Raw genomic sequence first — 16,671 nt, 5'->3', positions numbered from 1 at the left:
GGTCGTCGATGGGCCGTGGCGGCCCACTACTCGTTGTGTTCCGGCCCGGGCCGGCCCGTCGTCCCGGACCCGGTACCAGTGTCGGTCAACGCCCGGTCAGCCGCCTGGCCCCGGCCAGGTGGGCGGTCAGCCGCTCCTGGATGCGGGCGGTCGCCTCGTCCAGCGCCGTCCGCGTCCGCCGTCCGCTGCCGTCGCCCGCCGCGAACGCCTCGCCGAACACCACGTCGACGCGGCCCCGCAGCGGCGGCACCGCCGGTATGACCCGGCTGCGCCGCTCGGCGCCGCCCAGGACGGCCACGGGGACGACCGGCGCCCCCGAGCGCAGGGCGAAGTAGGCGAGCCCGGCGCGCAGCGAGGCGAAGTCGCCCTCGCCCCGGGTGCCCTCCGGGAAGATGCCCAGGACGCCGCCGCGCGCCAGAACGTCCAGCGCGTCGGTGACGGCCTTGCGGTCGGTCGTGCTCCGGTCCACCTTCAGCTGCCCGATGCCGCGCAGGAACGGGTCCAGCGGTCCGACGAACGCTTCCTTCTTGATCAGGAAGTGCACCGGCCGCGGCGCCGTCCCCATCAGCATGGGCCCGTCGATGCCGTGCGAGTGGTTGACCGCCAGTATGACCGGACCGGCGGACGGAACCCGCCAGGCGCCCAGCACCCGCGGCTTCCACAGCCCGTACATCAGGCCGATGCCGATCCGCCGGCCGACCGCGGCGCCGGCCGGGCTCGGCGGTGTGCCGCCGTCGGTCACGTCGCCGCCTGTCCGGCCTCCGCCTTCGCGGACATCGCCGCCTCGGTCAGCGTCACCACGCACTCCACGACCTGCTCCAGGGTCAGGTCGGTGGTGTCCACCTCGACCGCGTCCGCGGCCTTGGCCAGCGGTGACGTCTTGCGCGAGGAGTCGGCCGCGTCGCGCTTGAGCAGCGCCTCGCGGGTGGCGGCCAGGTCGGCGGCCTCCTTGCCCTTCAGCTCCCCGCTGCGGCGGGCGGCGCGCGCCTCGGGCGAGGCGGTGAGGAAGACCTTCAGGTCGGCGTCGGGCAGGACGGTGATGCCGATGTCCCGGCCCTCGACGACGATGCCGTGCGGGGCCTCGGCGGCGATGGCGCGCTGGAGCTCGGTGATCCGGGCCCGCACCTCCGGGACGGCGCTGACGGCGCTGACGGCGGCGGTGACCTCCTGGGTGCGGATCGGGCCCGCGGCGTCCAGGCCGTCCACGCTGATGGTGGGGGCGGCCGGGTCGGTGCCGGAGACGATCCGCGGCTTGCCCGAGGCGTCCGCGATGGCGGCCGGGTCCCCGACGTCGATGCCGTTGGTGAGCATCCACCAGGTGATCGCCCGGTACTGAGCGCCGGTGTCCAGGTACCCCAGTCCCAGCTTGGCGGCCACTGCCTTGGACGTGCTGGACTTGCCCGTGCCCGCGGGACCGTCGATCGCGACGATCACAGCGGCCGGAGCGGTCCGGGCGGCGGTTTCCACGGTGTCGGGCACCTTCCTTGTGGCAGGGGGACGAGGGTCATGGGACATGACCCCGGACAAGGTTACTGGCAAGCGACGGCGCCCCGTACAGCCCGTCCGGCACCACCGGGGCCGACGGGCAGTCGCTCATACCCCGGGGCGTCGCGGCTCCCGGCCGGGCGGTGCCACCTGCCCGTTTGACATGCAACCAATTGGTTACCAATCTGGTGGGGAGGGGGTAGGCCGACATGGACGACGTGTTCAAGGCGCTCGCGGACAGGAGTCGCAGGCGGCTGCTGGACCGGCTGCACGAGCGGACCGGGCAGAGCCTGCGCGAGCTGTGCGCGGGGCTGGAGATGACCAGGCAGGCGGTGGCCAAGCACCTGGCGGTGCTGGAGGGCGCGGGCCTGGTCACGGTGGTACGGCACGGCCGGGAGAGGCTGCACTACCTCAACCCCGTGCCCATCCACGACATGGCCGACCGCTGGATCGGCAAGTACGAGCGGGACCGGGTGGCCGCGCTCGGCAATCTGAAGCACGCCCTGGAAGGAACAGCGATGAGCAAGCCCGAATTCGTCTACACGATCTACATCCACACCACGCCCGAAAAGCTCTGGGAGGGGCTGACCAGCCCGGAGTTCCTGAAGCAGTACCACGGCGGCTGGGCACCCTCCTCCGACTGGAAGGCCGGCTCGAAGGTGCTGTGGCCGGTCGAGGACGGCGGCGAACCGCAGGACCTGGGCCAGGTCGTCACCGAGTCGGAGCCCGGCAAGCGGCTCGCCTACACCTGGCACACGCTGCAGCCGATGCACCAGGAGATGTTCGGCATGAGCGACGCGGAGTTCGCCGAGGCCGTCAAGGAGCGCTCGAAGGTCGCCTTCGACATCGAGCCGGCCGAGGAGCCGGAGATGGGCGTGAAACTCACCATCACCCACGACGGCTTCACCTCGGCCGACTCCAAGATGCTCGAAGGCGTCAGCGGCGGCTGGATCATGATGCTGTCGGAGCTGAAGACGATCCTTGAGAAGGCCTGACCGCTTCCCCCCTCGGCACCGACCCGCTTCCCGGCAGGGCTGGTCAGCGCCTTCCCCACAGCGCTGACCAGCGCCTTCCCCACAGGGCTGGTCAGCGCCTTCCCGGCAGCGCTGGTCAGCGCCGGATCGACCATCCTCGGGCCCGCAGCTCGTCCGCCAGCGCCGGAGCCGCCTTCGGCTCGACCATGAGCTGGATGAAGCCCGCCTGCTGGCCGGTCGCGTGCTCGATGCGGACGTCCTCGATGTTGACCCCGGCGCGGCCGGCGTCGGCGAAGATCCGGGCCAGCTCGCCGGGCTGGTCGCCGATGTGGACGGCGACGATCTCGTAGGCGGCGGGGGCCGCGCCGTGCTTGCCGGGGACCCGTTCCCGTCCGGCGTTGCCGCGCCGCAGCACGTCCTGGATGCCGCGCCGGCCGCCGCCGGACCGCTCCTCGTCCGCGGACTGGAGCGCGCGCAGCGACCGTACGGTCTCCTCCAGGTCCGCGGCGACCTCGGCGAGGACGTCGGCCACCGGGCCGGGGTTCGCGGCGAGGATCTCCGTCCACAGGCCCGGGTCGGAGGCGGCGATCCGGGTCACGTCCCGGATGCCCTGGCCGCAGAGCCGTACGGCCGTCTCGTCCGCGTCCCGGAGGCGCGCCGCGACCAGGCTGGAGACGAGCTGCGGGGTGTGCGAGACCAGGGCCACCGCGCGGTCGTGCGCGTCCGGGTCCATCACCACCGGCACCGCCCGGCACAGCGCGACCAGCTCCAGCGCCAGGTTGAGCACCTCCGTGTCGCCGTCCGGCGCCGGGGTCAGCACCCACGGCCGCCCCTCGAAGAGGTCGGCGGTGGCGGCCAGCGGGCCGGAACGCTCCTTGCCCGCCATCGGGTGCGTCCCGAGGTACGCGGTCAGGTCGCAGTCCAGCGCCTCCAGCTCCCGGCGCGGGCCGCCCTTGACGCTCGCCACGTCGATGTACGCCCGCGCCAGGCCGCGCCCTATGACGGCGGCGAGGGTGGCGGCGACGTGCGCGGGCGGGACCGCGACGATCGCCAGGTCCACCGGCGCCTCGGGGGAGTCGGCGGTGCCCGCACCCAGGGCCTCCGCGGTGCGGGCCTGCGTCGGGTCGTGGTCCTCCAGGTACACCCGCACGCCCCGGGCCTGGAGCGCGAGGGCCGCCGAGGTGCCGATGAGGCCCGTTCCTATGACGATCGCGGTCTTCACCGGGCGACGCCCTTCCGCGGCGCCGCCGCACCGTCCCGTTCCCGCCGCTCGGCCGCCCGGCCCAGTCCTACCGCCACGCTCTCGTCTCCCCTGCGTCCCGCTCGTACCGGTGGCACACCGGCTCGCCGCCAGCCTAGCCAGCCGCGCCCGGCGGACGCGTGGGGCGCCCGGCCGGCGAGACGCGAGACATGGGAAAAGAGGGAACGGAGACGGAGAAGAGAACGGGGGCAGAGACAGAAGCAAAAACAAAGAACGGGGAAGAGAGAACGGAGCCTGGGACGGGAGAACGGAATAACGAGAGGACGCGTACGAAAAACCGTCCCCCGCCACCACGACGGCGACGGGGGACGGCGGGGCTCCGGGGCGGCCGGTGCTCCCTACAGCTCGACCTCGCGCATCAGCATGCCGACCTCGGTGTTGGTCAGGCGGCGCAGCCAGCCGGACTTCTGGTCGCCCAGCGCGATCGGCCCGAAGGCCGTCCGCACCAGCTTGTCGACCGGGAACCCGGCCTCGGCCAGCATCCGGCGCACGATGTGCTTGCGGCCCTCGTGGAGGCTGACCTCGACGAGGTAGTTCTTGCCGGTGTTCTCCACGACGCGGAAGTGGTCAGCGCGGGCGTAGCCGTCCTCCAGCTCGACGCCGTTCTTGAGCTGCTTGCCCAGGTCGCGCGGGAGCGGGCCCTGGATGGCGGCGAGGTAGGTCTTCTTGACGCCGTACCGGGGGTGGGTCAGCCGGTGGGCCAGCTCGCCGTGGTTGGTGAGCAGGATGATGCCCTCGGTCTCGGTGTCCAGGCGGCCGACGTGGAACAGCCGGGTCTCCCGGTTGTTCACGTAGTCGCCCAGGCACTGGCGGCCGTCCGGGTCCTCCATGGTGGAGACCACGCCGGCCGGCTTGTTCAGTGCGAAGAAGAGGTAGGACTGCGTGGCGACCGTCAGGCCGTCCACCTTGATCTCGTCCTTCTCCGGGTCGACGCGCACGCCCTGCTCCATGACGATGCGCCCGTTGACCTCCACCCGGGCCTGCTCGATCAGCTCCTCGCAGGCCCGCCGCGAGCCCATGCCGGCCCGCGCCAGCACCTTCTGGAGGCGCTCGCCCTCCTGCTCGCCGAACGTCTTGGGCAGCTTGACCTGCGGCTTGTTGTGGCGGGCGCGGTTGCGCTCCTCGATCTGGGCGTCGTACTCGCGGGGGCGGGCCGGAGCCTGGCCGCGCCCGCGCTGCGGGGCGCCCTTGCCGCCGGTCCCCCGGGCGCCGGTGCCCTTGGCGCCGGCCTTGGGGCTGGTGCGCGGGCCGCCCTTGGCGCCGCCGCGGGCCGCCGCGCCCCGGCCGCCCTTGCGCTCGCCGTCCCGGCCGCCGCCACCCGGAGCGCCGAAGTCCACGTCGTAGCGGCGCTCCTCGGGACGGGGACGGCGCGCGCGCTTCTCCTGGCCGTCGCGTCCGCCCGCGCCCGACCGGGGACGGGCACCGCCGCCCGCGTTGTTCCGGTTCCCGCTGTTCCTGCCGCTGCTTCGCATCAATGATCCGTCTGAGAGTCGCCGCTGTCGTCTACGTCGAACGACGGGACACCTTCCGCGGAGTCCCCCTCGACCGCGTCCGCCTCGGGGAGGAACGGAGCCAGTTCGGGAAGCTCGTCCAGGCCGCGCAGGCCCATCCGCTCCAGGAAGTAGTTCGTCGTCCTGTACAGGATCGCACCTGTTTCGGGTTCCGTCCCCGCCTCCTCCACCAGACCGCGCTGGAGGAGGGTGCGCATCACGCCGTCACAGTTCACACCGCGTACGGCCGAGACTCGGGAACGGCTGACCGGTTGACGGTACGCGACCACCGCCAGGGTCTCCAAGGCGGCCTGCGTCAGCCGGGCCTGCTGCCCGTCCAGAACGAAGCTCTCCACGGCGTCCGCGTACGCGGCCCGGGTGTAGAACCGCCAGCCGCCGGCCACCAGACGCAGGTCGAAGCCCCGGCCCTGGCGCGTGTACTCGTCCGACAACTCCCGCAGCGCCAGCGCCACCGCGCGGCGCGGCCGGTCCAGCACCTTCGCGAGGTGCGCCTCGGTGGCGGGCTCGTCGACGACCATGAGGACGGCCTCCAGGGCGGGCTTGAGGTCCAGATCCGCGAGGCCGAGCGCTCCGGTGGGGGGCTCGGCGCCGGGGTCCGGCCGCGCGGTGCCGGGGTCCGGCCGCTCGGCGCCGGGTTCCGGCCGCTCGGGCTCGGACCACTCGCCGTCCGACCGCGCGGTCTCGGACCACTCGATCTCCGGCCGCCCGGGCTCGGTCCACCCGCTCTCCGGCCGCCCGGTCTCGGACCGCTCGATCTCCGGCCCGGCCTCCCCCGTGGGGGACGGGGGCCCGGGGATCCGCGCTGTACGCTCCTGCGCGCCGCTCACGACCGTTCCACCTCTGTCTCTGTCGCTTCCGTCGCCCGTTCCCTCGGGGCGACCCCGCTCCGCCGGGCGGCTGTGACCTCCCGCACGTTCCGCGCGTTCCGCGCCGCGGTCCGGGAGCCGTTCCCGTCAGGCGTCCCGTCCGGAGTCCCGTCCGCCTGATCGAACTCGTCCGTGACGACCGCCCCGGCCGTCTCCCCGCCCGTCCAGCGGGCCGTCAGGGGCCCCAGGGGCTCGTCCTGGTCCAGCGCCACCACCCGCTCCCGGTAGAGCTCCAGCAGGGCGAGGAACCGCGCGACGACCGTCAGGGTGTCCGGCGCGTCCTCGGTCAGCTCCGCGAACCCGGCCGACCCCGCCGCCCGCAGCCGCGCCACGACCACCTCCGCCTGCTCCCGGACGCTGACCAGGGGCGCGTGGATGTGATCGACGTACACCTGCGGCCGGGGCCGGGGGCGCATCGCCTTGACCGCCAGCGCGGCGAACTTCTCCGCCCCGATGCCGAGCACCACCTCGGGCAGCAGTTCCGCGTGCTGCGGCTCCAGCCCGACCGTCCGGGGGAACCGGCGTCCCTCGTCCTCCAGGCGCCCGCTGAAGATCTCCGCGATCTTCTTGTACGCCCGGTACTGGAGAAGCCGGGCGAAGAGCAGGTCCCGGGCCTCCAGGAGGGCGAGGTCGGCCTCGTCCTCGACCTCGGCGGCGGGCAGCAGCCGCGCCGTCTTCAGGTCCAGCAGCGTCGCCGCGACGACCAGGAACTCGGTCGTCTGGTCCAGGTCCCAGTCCGGCCCCATGGCCCGGATGTGCGCCATGAACTCGTCGGTCACCTTGGAGAGGGCGACCTCGGTGACGTCCAGCTTGTGCTTGGTGATGAGCTGGAGGAGCAGGTCGAAGGGGCCCTCGAAGTTGTCCAGCCGGACGGTGAAACGGCCGTCGCCGGGGGGCTCGGCACCGGCTTGGGGCGCCGGGGCACGCTCCGGCGCGGGGCCGGGCGCCGGGACGGCTGCGGGTGCGAGTCCGGACGCCGGGACCGCTTCCGCCGCGTCCGGAGCGCCGCCGGGCCCCCTGCCGAGTACGCGGCGGGGCGTACGGGAGGCGGGGGCGTCGTCGTCGGTCGTCGGCATGGTGGTCCAGGGTGCTGCGGTTCCCGCACGGCGGCGGGTCGATCACGGGCTCAGGGGCACCACGGCCCTGCCGGGTACCCCGGCAGGCTACCCCGGCACCCCCACGCCACCGGGGACGCCGTGCGGTCGCGGGAAGGGAGGGGCGACTGCGTGGGACGATGGCCCGCCAAATCAACCCGGTCCGGCTCGGCTGATGGACGGCCCGCCACTTCAAGCCCGCCCGGCCCGGCTGGTGGGCGGTCCTCCATTTCAAGCCCGCCCGGCCCGGCTGGTGGGCGGTCCGCCAAATCCAGCCCATCCGGCCCGCACGAGTGGACGGCGTCCCGGCAAAATCAAGCCCGCCCCGCCCGCACGAGTGGACGACAGCCCGGCAAAATCAAGCCCGTCCGGCGATTGAGGACAACGCCCCCGGCGTTCACCGGCACCCAAAATCACCCACCACCCGCCCAAGAGCCCGTACCCACGCTCAGAGGGGTGTCCTCAAACGCCGGACGGGCTGGAGATGACGGGCCCAGCCCAAAAGGTGCGGGCCCCTTCCCAGGTGGCAGGCTGCTGTCGTCGGACAAACGACAGCCCGTCGCGACCCCTGTCACCGCGTCCTCAAACGCCGGACAGGCTGGATATGGCGGCCTACCGCCCCCGCAACCTCCGCACCAGAATGCTCGCGTCACCGCGCGACTCCAGATCGGCCAGCACAACCGCCACCGCCTCGCGCACGATCCGACCGCGATCGACGGCCAGGCCGTGCTCGCCGCGCAGCACCAGCCGCGCGTGCTCCAGATCCATCAGCTCCTCGGCGGAGACATAGACGGTGATCTTCTCGTCGTGGCGTTCCCGGCCGCTGGGGCGCCGGTTGGCGGCCCGGGCCCGGCGGCGGGCGGGGGCCGTCTGCGACGCGGCGGCCGGGGCCGCGGCGCTCTCCACGCGTTCGGCCCGGCGGCGGCCCTTGGCCGCTTCCGGCTCCGCCGCGCGCCCGGCGTGTTCGGCGGCGCGCGCCGCGGGCGCGGAAGCGGGCGCGTCGCCGGAGGCGGGCGCCTCCGGCCGCTGCCGGGGCGGGGTCTCCGGTTCCGGCTGGTCCGCCGGAGCGGGCTCACCGCCCGGGGCGGGGACCCGCGGCGGCTCGTCGGCCGTGGCGGAGCCGTTGACCCCCCGGCGCGGCGAGGACGGTTGCAGTGCCATCCCCCCGGTGGTGCGGAACAGTTCGTCGGCTCCCGGCAGACTCACTCGGCGTGACACCGGGCGAGCACCTCCCTGGCGAGCTGGCGGTAGGCGGCGGCACCGACGGAGTTGGAGGCGTAGGTGGTGATCGGCTCACCGGCGACGGTGGTCTCGGGGAAGCGCACCGTGCGGCCGATGACGGTGTGGTAGACGTGATCGTCGAACGCCTCCACGACGCGGGCCAGGACCTCGCGGCTGTGCACGGTCCGGGAGTCGTACATCGTCGCGAGGATGCCGTCGAGCTCCAGGTCCGGGTTGAGCCGTTCCTGCACCTTCTCGATCGTCTCCGTGAGCAACGCCACACCGCGCAGCGCGAAGAACTCGCACTCCAGGGGCACGATGACCTTGTGCGCGGCGGTCAGGGCGTTGACCGTCAGCAGGCCCAGCGAGGGCTGGCAGTCGATGACGATGTAGTCGTAGTCCGGCAGCAGGGGCTTGAGCGCCCGCTGGAGGGTCGACTCGCGGGCGACCTCGCTGACGAGCTGGACCTCGGCCGCCGACAAATCGATATTGCTGGGCAGCAGGTCCATGTTGGGCACCGCGGTCTTCAGCAGGACCTCGTCGGCCGACATCCCCCGCTCCATGAGCAGGTTGTAGACGGTCAGGTCCAGCTCCATCGGGTTCACGCCGAGCCCGACGGAGAGGGCGCCCTGCGGGTCGAAGTCGACGAGCAGCACCCGGCGGCCGTACTCGGCGAGCGCGGCGCCCAGATTGATGGTCGAGGTGGTCTTGCCGACCCCGCCCTTCTGGTTGCACATCGCGATGATCTTGGCCGGGCCGTGGTCCGTCAGCGGTCCGGGGATCGGGAAGTACGGGAGGGGGCGGCCGGTCGGGCCGACGCGCTCGCGGCGCTGGCGCGCGGCGTCCGGCGCGAGCGTGGCCGCGTATTCCGGGTCGGGCTCGTACTCCGCGTCCGGGTCGTAGAAGTGCCCGTCGGGCAGGTCGTCGTAGTCGGCGAGCCGGGCGGGATCTCCACTGCCCTGGTCGCCGGCCATGGCGTTCACGTGATGGCCGTCCATGCTCTGGTGGGCTGTCGTGGTCATGCTCTGGTGGGCTGCGAAGGTCTGGACAGCGACGGAGCCGACAGCCTTGAGCCCCGAAGGCCCCGGGCCCTGCGCAACCGCTCCTGGTCGACCACCTCCGGGAGAAAATGTCGACTCATTCACAAGTCGTCTTACCTCCTTGGACGTGACCAGGAAACTTATCGATAGGTCAGCGTGGGACCATGCCGACGGTTGGCGACTCTATGGCGTGTCGGGCGTTCGCAGCAACACAATCCACCGGACCCGGCCGGATGTGTCGGCAATCGAATGCCCTGATGTCAAGGGTGCGGGCACCATCAGACCGAGCTTTTGACGGCGTACGAATCGGGTGAAGCGGTACGTCTACGGCCAGTTGGGGACTCGTCGGTCCGAGCCGGGCGCGCGGCGTGTCGACAACGCACCCGGCCGGACCCCTCACGGAGCCCGGCCGGGTGCGCACCCCCCTTTGACGCGCGACGTTGACGGTCAGCCGAGCAGCGAGCTCAGCTCGACGGCCTCCAGGCCGTGCGCCTCGGCGACCGGGCCGTAGACGACCTTGCCGTCGTGCGTGTTCAAACCCTTGGCCAGCGCGGCGTCACGGCGCAGCGCCTCGACCCAGCCGCGGTTGGCCAGTTCCACGATGTAGGGCAGCGTGGCGTTGGTCAGCGCGTGGGTGGAGGTGTTGGGGACGGCGCCCGGCATGTTGGCGACGCAGTAGAAGACCGAGTTGTGGACCTCGAAGGTCGGCTCGGCGTGCGTGGTGGGACGGGAGTCCTCGAAGCAGCCGCCCTGGTCGATCGCAATGTCGACAAGGACACTTCCCGGCTTCATCTTGGCGACCAGCTCGTTGGTGACCAGCTTCGGGGCCTTGGCACCCGGGATCAGGACGGCGCCGATGACCAGGTCGGCCTCGACGACGGCCTTCTCCAGCTCGAAGGCGTTGGAGACGATCGTCTGCACCTTGGTGCCGAAGATCTTGTCCGCCTCGCGCAGCTTGTTGATGTCCTTGTCGAGCAGGGTGACGTGGAAGCCCAGGCCCACGGCGATCTGCACCGCGTTCCAGCCGGAGACGCCGCCGCCGATGACGACGGCCTTGCCCGCCGCGACACCCGGGACGCCGCCCGGCAGGATGCCGCGACCGCCGGCCTGGCGCATCAGGTGGTAGGCGCCGACCTGCGGGGCGATCCGGCCCGCGACCTCGGACATCGGGGCGAGCAGCGGGAGCTGGCGGTTGGCCGTCTCCACCGTCTCGTACGCGATGGCGGTGGTGCCGGACTCCAGCAGGGCGTCGGTGCACTCGCGGGAGGCGGCCAGGTGCAGGTAGGTGAAGAGGGTCTGGTCCTTGCGCAGGCGGTGGTACTCCTCCGCGATCGGCTCCTTGACCTTCAGCAGCAGGTCGGCGGTGGCCCAGACCTCGTCGGCGGTGCCGAGGATCGCGGCGCCGGCGGCGACGTACTCCTCGTTCGTGATGGAGGAGCCGACACCGGCGTCCTTCTCGACGAAGACCTGGTGGCCGTTGCGCACCAGCTCGTGCACACCGGCGGGCGTGATCGCCACCCGGAACTCGTTGTTCTTGACCTCGCGGGGGATACCGACCTTCACGTCGATCACGGTCCTTGATAAGAGAGCTATTGGGGGCAATCCGTGACATGCGACGCATGACCGGACAGACCGCGGCGAGCGCGGCCCAGCCAGTCTATTGAAGGATCTCCTGTTGTCTAGCCTTGCAAAGCATCAATCTTCACTGGCTGCACTACCGATTTCGCAGGTCACTCAGCGTTATCGCGCAGCAGTTGCTCACCCGCCTCGCGGTGCGGCCGGGCCGCCGACGGGTCACCGAGCCTCTCCAAGGTGTCCGCGATCCGCAGCCGCAGCGCCGCCTCCAGCCGCCGGTCCGCCGCCCGCGACGCCAGGGCCAGCGCCTCCTGGCAGGTCCGCAGCGCCTCCTGGGCCCGCCCGGCGTACTCCTGCACCCGCGCCACCTCCCCCATCGCCCGCGCCTGTCCGGCCAGGTCACCGAGCCGCCGGTGGGCACCCGCGGCGGCCCGCCACTGCTTGAGCGCCTCGCCCCAGCGCGCCGCGTAGGTGAGCACCGCACCGGTCCGGCCGTGCAGCCGCGCCGCGTCCGCGCCCTCACCCCGGGCCAACCGCAGCTCCAGCGCCCGCCCGTACCAGTCCGCGGCCCGCTGCCAGTCCCCCAACTCCGTGTATGCGCCACCGATTGACTCCAGCGCGCGGCCGGTCGCGATCGGGTCGCGCACCGAACGCGCCGCGTCCAGCGCCCCGCGGTAACGGGCGAGCGCGTCCACCGTCCGGCCCGCCCGGGCGTCCAGATCGGCCAAGTTGAGCAGCGCGGCGGCCTTCTCCCGCGCCAGGCCCCGCCGTTCGGCGACCTCCAGGACCAGTCCGTGCAGCGCGTACAGATCCGGCGCGGCGGCCTCGTCCCCCTGATGGGCGATCAGCGTACGCACCAGCGCGGCCATCAACCGCCGGTCCAGCGTGTCCAGTTCACCGTCGGCGACCGCGATCCGGGCCGCGTCCAGCAGCGCCGTACGCCGCTCGCGCAGCCACGCGGCGGCGGTCGCGGCCGACGTGAAGCGCAGCGAACGCGGCAGCCCCTCCACCCGCTGCCGGGCCGGCGAACCGGCCGGTTCCGCCATCGCCCGGCAGGACTGGAGCAGCCGCACCGTCCGCTCCAGCATCCGCGCGCGGGCGAGCCGGATCTCGGCCGGGCGCTCGTGCTCGTCCAGCAGCGCCCGCACCGGCGCGTACAGGCAGCCGGGCAGCCGGTAGCGGGCGCGCGGCGCGCTGTCCCCGTCCTCGGCACCGCCTTCGGATTCCGTGGCGACGGCGTGCAGCAGGCCGAGCGCCACGAAATCCCGCAGCGCCGCCTCGGCCGCCGCGACCGAGCACCCGGCCAGCGCCGACGCGGTGTGCGCGTCCACCAGCCCGGCCGGGGCCAGGGTGAGCAGCCGCAGCGTCCGGGCCCGGGGCTGCGGCAGGTCCGCGTACACCAGGTGCAGCAGCCGGGCCTGCGGAGGGCCGGCCGCCGGGGCGTCGCGCAGCGCCGTCAGCAGGTCGGCGACCGACTCCTTGGGCCGGGCCGCGAGCCGTCCGCCCGCCATGATGATGGCGGCGGGCAGCCCGCCGCACTCCTCGACGACGGATTCCGCGGACCGCGGGTCCACGGTGATCCGGGTCGGGCCCGCCCACCGGCCCAGCAGATCGAGCGCGGCGGCGCCGCCCAGCCCGCCCAGCGTGCACGGCCGGACGTCGGAGATGCCGGTCAGCGGCCCCTCGGACACCACCACGACCAGGCACTCCGGCGCGTCCGGGACCAGCGGCTCGACGTGCGCCGCGCCCGGCGCGTCGTCCAGCAGCAGCAGCGCCCGGCGGTCGGCCAGCGCGCCGCGCAGCGCCTGGGTCAGCTCGTCCTCGGAGGCGCCGGGCGGGGTGGGCACGTCGAGGGCGAGGAGCAGTTCGCGGGCGATGTGGGCGGTGGGGACGGGGCCGCCGCCGGGCACGCTCAGCCGCGCCCGGAGCAGGCCGTCGGGGTAGTCCGCCGCGAGCCGCCGGGCCAGCTCCTCGGCGAGGGCGGTCCGGCCCGAGCCGGGGCGGCCGGCGACCAGCAGGACGCGGCTGCGGGCGCCGCGGCGGCCGGACAGGGTGTCCAGGCCGGTGCGCTCGATGTCGGCGCGCAACGCCTTGATCTCGCGTTCCCGGCCGACGAACGCGGGCGGCTCGACGGGCGCCCGCACCTCCACGGCCGGCCGCGCCGCGCCCCCGGCCCGGCCCGCCCTCGGCCGCGCCCCGCCGCCCCGGCTCCGCGTCGCCGTCTGTCCCCCCGTGCTCGACGGGACCCGCCGCCCGTCCACCGCCTGATCCGTCACGGGCCACGCTCCCGTCCACCTGCGCTTACGGCCCCGCCCCGGTCGCGGGCGGGCACGCGACCGAGCGTAGTTCACGGCCCGTCACAACCCCGGATGGCCAGGGCTGTTGGTCCCTCAATCGGATCAGTGGATGATCTGACCGGCGGGGTGGGGCCTCGGCCGCGCCTCGTCCCCGCGTGCAAAGACCGGCTCGCCACGTCCGGAAACCGGCTCTCTCGATCGGAAACCGGCTCCCCCACGACCGGAAACCGGCTCCCCACGCGTCCGAATACCGGCGCCACGAACCGGCCACCCCCCGACCACCACGAACCAGCCACATCACCGAGCGTGCGCGGCCCCCACCGCCCTACGCCTCGAAGGGCCGCGCCGGCCACGGGGCCTCGGCCGGGCGCAGCGCGTCCAGGCCGTCGCCCGCCCGCGCCGCCGTCAGCGCCAGGACGCCGGCCACCAGGCACGTGTTGTGCAGCTCCCCGGCGAGCGCGCCGCGCACCAGGTCACCGACCGGCACCCGGGCCAGCTCCATGTCCGCCTCCTCCCCCACGGCCTCGAACCGCTCGCCCTCCGCCGCGGAGAGCCCCTGCGCGAGGAAGACCCGTACGGCCTCGTCGGAGCCGCCCGGGCTGGTGTAGAGATCGACGAGGACCCGCCAGTCCTCGGCCTTGACGTGGGCTTCCTCGTACAGCTCGCGCTGCGCCGCGTGCAGCGGGTTCTCGCCGGGGACGTCCAGCAGCCCGGCGGGGAGCTCCCAGAGCTTGTGCCGAACGGGGTGCCGGTACTGCCGCAGCACCAGCACCCGGCCCTCGTCGTCGAGGGCGAGCACCGCCACCGAACCGGGGTGGACCTGGTAGTCCCGGGTGGCGGTGGAGCCGTCGGGCATCACGACGTCGTCCGACCGGACGCCGGTCTTCTTGCCCTCGAACGGCGTCCTGGTCCCGGTGACCTGCCACTCCTCGGGCGTGTCCTTGACGGCCATGCACATCCTCCTCGTCGACGCGGGGCCGCGCCGCCCCGGAGGAACGGTGGCGGTGCGGCGCCCGGAATTGCCTTCCGTACGCCCGGGCCGGCCGGGTCCGACGTGCGCGGCGCCCGGCGGCACCGGGGTCTCCGGTGCCCGGTACGGCGGCTGTCGTCACCCGGGAACGCGGAAACCGGGGCACGGACCGCGATGGTCCGTACCCCGGCAACCGTAAAACGTCCGCGCGGGCGCCCCCGCGCGTGGCGCCGTGGCGCCCGAAGAACCGAGTAAGAAGTCCTTGCTTCTCTGTCTTCGCTTCTTCTCTTCTTCTTACTTCTGCGCGGCCTTCTTGCCCGTGGTGCCCGCGCCCGTCTTGCGCTCGACGGCGGCCTTCACCAGGCCGGCGAACAGCGGGTGCGGACGGGTCGGCCGGGAGCGCAGCTCGGGGTGCGCCTGGGTGGCGACCAGGTACGGGTGGACCTCGCGCGGGTACTCCACGTACTCCACCAGCTTGTTGTCCGGGGAGGTGCCGGAGAACACCAGGCCCGCCTTCTGCTCCAGCTCGGCGCGGTAGGCGTTGTTGACCTCGTAGCGGTGGCGGTGGCGCTCCTCGACGTACGGCTGGTCGTCGTAGACCTCGCGGACGATGGAGCCCTCGGCCAGCTTCGCCGGGTACAGGCCCAGCCGCATGGTGCCGCCCAGGTCGCCCTGACCGGCGACGATGTCCATCTGCTCGGCCATGGTGGAGATCACCGGGTGGGCGGTGGCGGGGTCGAACTCGGTGGAGTTGGCCTCCGCGATGCCCGCCAGGTTGCGCGCCGCCTCGATGACCACGCACTGGAGGCCCAGGCACAGGCCCAGCAGCGGGATCTTGTTCTCGCGGGCGTAGGTGATCGCGCCGACCTTGCCGTCCACGCCGCGGTCGCCGAAGCCGCCGGGGACGCAGATCGCGTCGCAGTCGCCGAGCTGCTCACGGGCGCCGGCCGGGGTCTTGCAGTCGTCCGAGGTGACCCACTTGATGGACACCTTGGCGCGGTTGGCGAAACCGCCGGCCCGCAGCGCCTCGGTGACCGACAGGTACGCGTCGGGCAGGTCGATGTACTTGCCGACCAGCGCGACCTTGACCTCGTGCCGGGGGTTGTGGACGCGGTCCAGCAGGTCGGCCCACTGGGTCCAGTCCACGTCGCGGAACGGCAGGTCCAGCTTGCGGACGACGTAGGCGTCCAGGCCCTCGGCGTGCACGACCTTGGGGATGTCGTAGATGGAGGGGGCGTCCGGGCAGGCGATGACCGCGGCCTCGTCCACGTCGCACATCAGCGAGATCTTGCGCTTGATGGCGGCGGGCACCTCGCGGTCGGCGCGCAGCACGATGGCGTCCGGCTGGATGCCGATGTTGCGCAGCGCGGCGACGGAGTGCTGGGTCGGCTTGGTCTTCAGCTCGCCGGAGGGGCCGATGTAGGGCAGCAGCGAGATGTGCACGACGAAGACGTTGTCCCGGCCGACCTCGTGCCGGACCTGGCGCACGGTCTCCAGGAACGGCAGCGACTCGATGTCGCCGACCGTGCCGCCGACCTCGGTGATGACGACGTCCACGTCGTCGGTGGCCAGACGCCGGATGCGGTGCTTGATCTCGTTGGTGATGTGCGGGATGACCTGCACGGTGTCGCCCAGGTACTCGCCGCGCCGCTCCTTGGCGATCACGGTGGAGTAGACCTGGCCGGTGGTGACGTTCGCGGACCCGTCCAGGTCCACGTCCAGGAAGCGCTCGTAGTGGCCGATGTCCAGGTCGGTCTCGGCGCCGTCGTCGGTGACGAAGACCTCACCGTGCTGGAACGGGTTCATCGTGCCGGGGTCGACGTTCAGGTACGGGTCCAGCTTCTGCATCGTGACCCGAAGGCCCCGAGCCTTCAGCAGCGCTCCCAGGCTGGAGGCGGTGAGCCCCTTGCCGAGCGAGGAGGCGACGCCCCCGGTGACGAAGAGGTGCTTGGTCGTCGAGGATTTGGGCGGCATGGCCAAGAGGGAGCTCCCGTGGTCGCTGGTGAGGGGTGCGATTCGGCCTTGCCCCCGGCTCTGCGAGGGGTGCCTTTCGCTGCGGTGCGGGGGTGCCGCGGCTACTGCTGAGGCCCACCGTCCACGGGGTACCAGGCTATCAGCGACCGGGCGTGGTCGCGCCCGGCCACGCCCGGTGACGCGGACGGGCGCGCCCGTTCAAGATCCACTTCTGGGCTGCCGGAGGGTGGCCGGGGCCGCTCCCCGGCGCCCCGCCGCCGGCCCGTTCCGGCCACTCGTACGGATGATCGCCACCCCGTCGGCACCGCCGGGTGGCCACGCCCGCCGCGGCCACCCGTTCGGCCCGTCACACGCGCCCCGGTGGGCGCGCGGATCACTCGTGTGCGTCGTATTCTGCTCGGGC

Annotated in this window: 13 protein-coding genes; 1 reads left to right on the top strand and 12 read right to left on the bottom strand. The window is 73.1% G+C overall.

Features of this window, described 5'->3' with window-relative positions:
• Positions 1-85 precede the first annotated feature (85 nt).
• On the bottom strand, positions 86-742 hold the full coding sequence (locus ABZX96_RS22180) for a lysophospholipid acyltransferase family protein (RefSeq protein WP_355546988.1): 657 nt from the start codon (positions 740-742) through the stop codon (positions 86-88).
• Positions 739-1,479, bottom strand: coding sequence for a (d)CMP kinase (gene cmk / locus ABZX96_RS22175; RefSeq protein WP_355546986.1), 741 nt, complete (start codon positions 1,477-1,479; stop codon positions 739-741). Before cmk ends, ABZX96_RS22180 begins: the two co-directional genes overlap by 4 nt.
• Positions 1,480-1,694: 215 nt before the next feature.
• Between cmk and ABZX96_RS22170 the strand changes: the two genes are divergently transcribed.
• Positions 1,695-2,480 carry a metalloregulator ArsR/SmtB family transcription factor gene (locus ABZX96_RS22170; RefSeq protein ID WP_355546984.1) on the top strand — a complete coding sequence of 262 codons (786 nt, stop codon included), beginning with the start codon at positions 1,695-1,697 and terminating at the stop codon, positions 2,478-2,480.
• A 115-nt stretch (positions 2,481-2,595) separates the two neighbouring features.
• On the opposite strand, the gene ABZX96_RS22165 is transcribed toward ABZX96_RS22170, so the two are convergent.
• From ABZX96_RS22165 to ABZX96_RS22120, 10 genes are all read right to left on the bottom strand, one after another.
• The gene (locus tag ABZX96_RS22165; protein WP_355546982.1) at positions 2,596-3,681 is read right to left on the bottom strand and encodes a prephenate dehydrogenase; all 1,086 of its coding nucleotides are present in this window, start codon (positions 3,679-3,681) and stop codon (positions 2,596-2,598) included.
• A 377-nt stretch (positions 3,682-4,058) separates the two neighbouring features.
• Positions 4,059-5,192: a pseudouridine synthase gene (locus ABZX96_RS22160; RefSeq protein WP_355546980.1), complete on the bottom strand. Its 1,134-nt coding sequence runs from the start codon at positions 5,190-5,192 to the stop codon at positions 4,059-4,061.
• Positions 5,192-5,782, bottom strand: coding sequence for an SMC-Scp complex subunit ScpB (gene scpB / locus ABZX96_RS22155; RefSeq protein ID WP_355547082.1), 591 nt, complete (start codon positions 5,780-5,782; stop codon positions 5,192-5,194). The genes ABZX96_RS22160 and scpB overlap by 1 nt, the downstream gene beginning before the upstream one ends.
• Before the next feature lie 272 nt (positions 5,783-6,054).
• Positions 6,055-7,173 (bottom strand): ScpA family protein, encoded by a 1,119-nt coding sequence (locus tag ABZX96_RS22150; RefSeq protein ID WP_355546978.1) that lies wholly within the window; start codon positions 7,171-7,173, stop codon positions 6,055-6,057.
• 630 nt (positions 7,174-7,803) lie between these two features.
• On the bottom strand, positions 7,804-8,397 hold the full coding sequence (locus tag ABZX96_RS22145) for a hypothetical protein (RefSeq protein WP_355547080.1): 594 nt from the start codon (positions 8,395-8,397) through the stop codon (positions 7,804-7,806).
• Positions 8,394-9,557, bottom strand: coding sequence for a ParA family protein (locus ABZX96_RS22140; RefSeq protein WP_355546976.1), 1,164 nt, complete (start codon positions 9,555-9,557; stop codon positions 8,394-8,396). Before ABZX96_RS22140 ends, ABZX96_RS22145 begins: the two co-directional genes overlap by 4 nt.
• 342 nt (positions 9,558-9,899) lie before the next feature.
• The gene (gene ald / locus ABZX96_RS22135; protein ID WP_355546974.1) at positions 9,900-11,015 is read right to left on the bottom strand and encodes an alanine dehydrogenase; all 1,116 of its coding nucleotides are present in this window, start codon (positions 11,013-11,015) and stop codon (positions 9,900-9,902) included.
• Between the two features lie 167 nt (positions 11,016-11,182).
• Entirely contained in the window at positions 11,183-13,177 is a 1,995-nt protein-coding gene (locus ABZX96_RS22130; protein ID WP_355547078.1) for a tetratricopeptide repeat protein, read from the bottom strand.
• 472 nt (positions 13,178-13,649) lie between these two features.
• On the bottom strand, positions 13,650-14,276 hold the full coding sequence (locus ABZX96_RS22125) for an NUDIX hydrolase (RefSeq protein ID WP_355546972.1): 627 nt from the start codon (positions 14,274-14,276) through the stop codon (positions 13,650-13,652).
• A 312-nt stretch (positions 14,277-14,588) separates the two neighbouring features.
• Positions 14,589-16,268: a CTP synthase gene (locus ABZX96_RS22120; RefSeq protein ID WP_355546970.1), complete on the bottom strand. Its 1,680-nt coding sequence runs from the start codon at positions 16,266-16,268 to the stop codon at positions 14,589-14,591.
• Positions 16,269-16,671: the final 403 nt, after the last annotated feature.

The organism is Streptomyces sp. NPDC003077 (assembly GCF_040611095.1).
Classification (GTDB): Bacteria; Actinomycetota; Actinomycetes; order Streptomycetales; family Streptomycetaceae; genus Streptomyces.
Note: the sequence above shows the minus strand (reverse complement) of the source record. Positions and strands in the feature narration are given on the sequence as shown.

Excerpts from the sequence above, each read along its gene's own strand:
- ABZX96_RS22160 (WP_355546980.1), bottom strand. The coding sequence starts at position 5,192 with ATGCGAAGCAGCGGCAGGAACAGCGGGAACCGGAACAACGCGGGCGGC.
- ABZX96_RS22125 (WP_355546972.1), bottom strand. The coding sequence starts at position 14,276 with ATGGCCGTCAAGGACACGCCCGAGGAGTGGCAGGTCACCGGGACCAGG.
- ABZX96_RS22150 (WP_355546978.1), bottom strand. The coding sequence starts at position 7,173 with ATGCCGACGACCGACGACGACGCCCCCGCCTCCCGTACGCCCCGCCGC.
- ABZX96_RS22170 (WP_355546984.1), top strand. The coding sequence starts at position 1,695 with ATGGACGACGTGTTCAAGGCGCTCGCGGACAGGAGTCGCAGGCGGCTG.
- ABZX96_RS22120 (WP_355546970.1), bottom strand. The coding sequence starts at position 16,268 with ATGCCGCCCAAATCCTCGACGACCAAGCACCTCTTCGTCACCGGGGGC.